This window comes from Nocardiopsis sp. MG754419, assembly GCF_018207095.1.
In the GTDB taxonomy this organism is placed as follows: Bacteria; Actinomycetota; Actinomycetes; order Streptosporangiales; family Streptosporangiaceae; genus Nocardiopsis.
Genome location: NZ_QOCZ01000473.1, coordinates 1 through 206 on the forward strand (window position 1 = coordinate 1; position 206 = coordinate 206).

General features: G+C 68.4%; 1 protein-coding gene. It reads right to left on the minus strand.

Going from position 1 to position 206, the window contains the following annotated elements; all coding sequences use genetic code 11:
* Nucleotides 1–206: AMP-binding protein (locus tag DSY14_RS28585; protein ID WP_211719665.1), on the minus strand; the 206-nt coding region annotated here is incomplete at both ends.

Below are 206 nucleotides of genomic sequence, written 5' to 3' on the forward strand. Positions count from 1 at the left end.
GAGAGCACGGTGGTGATGCCGGCCGAGGCGACCACGGACTCCAACCGCGCCGAGGGGAAGGCCGGATCCAACAACGTGTAACCCGCACCGGCCTTCAACACCGCCAACAACGCCACCACCATCTCGGGACCCCGAGGCAGGTACACCCCCACCAACCGCCCCGGAAGCACACCCTCACCCACCAGGTACCGGGCCAACCGGTTCGC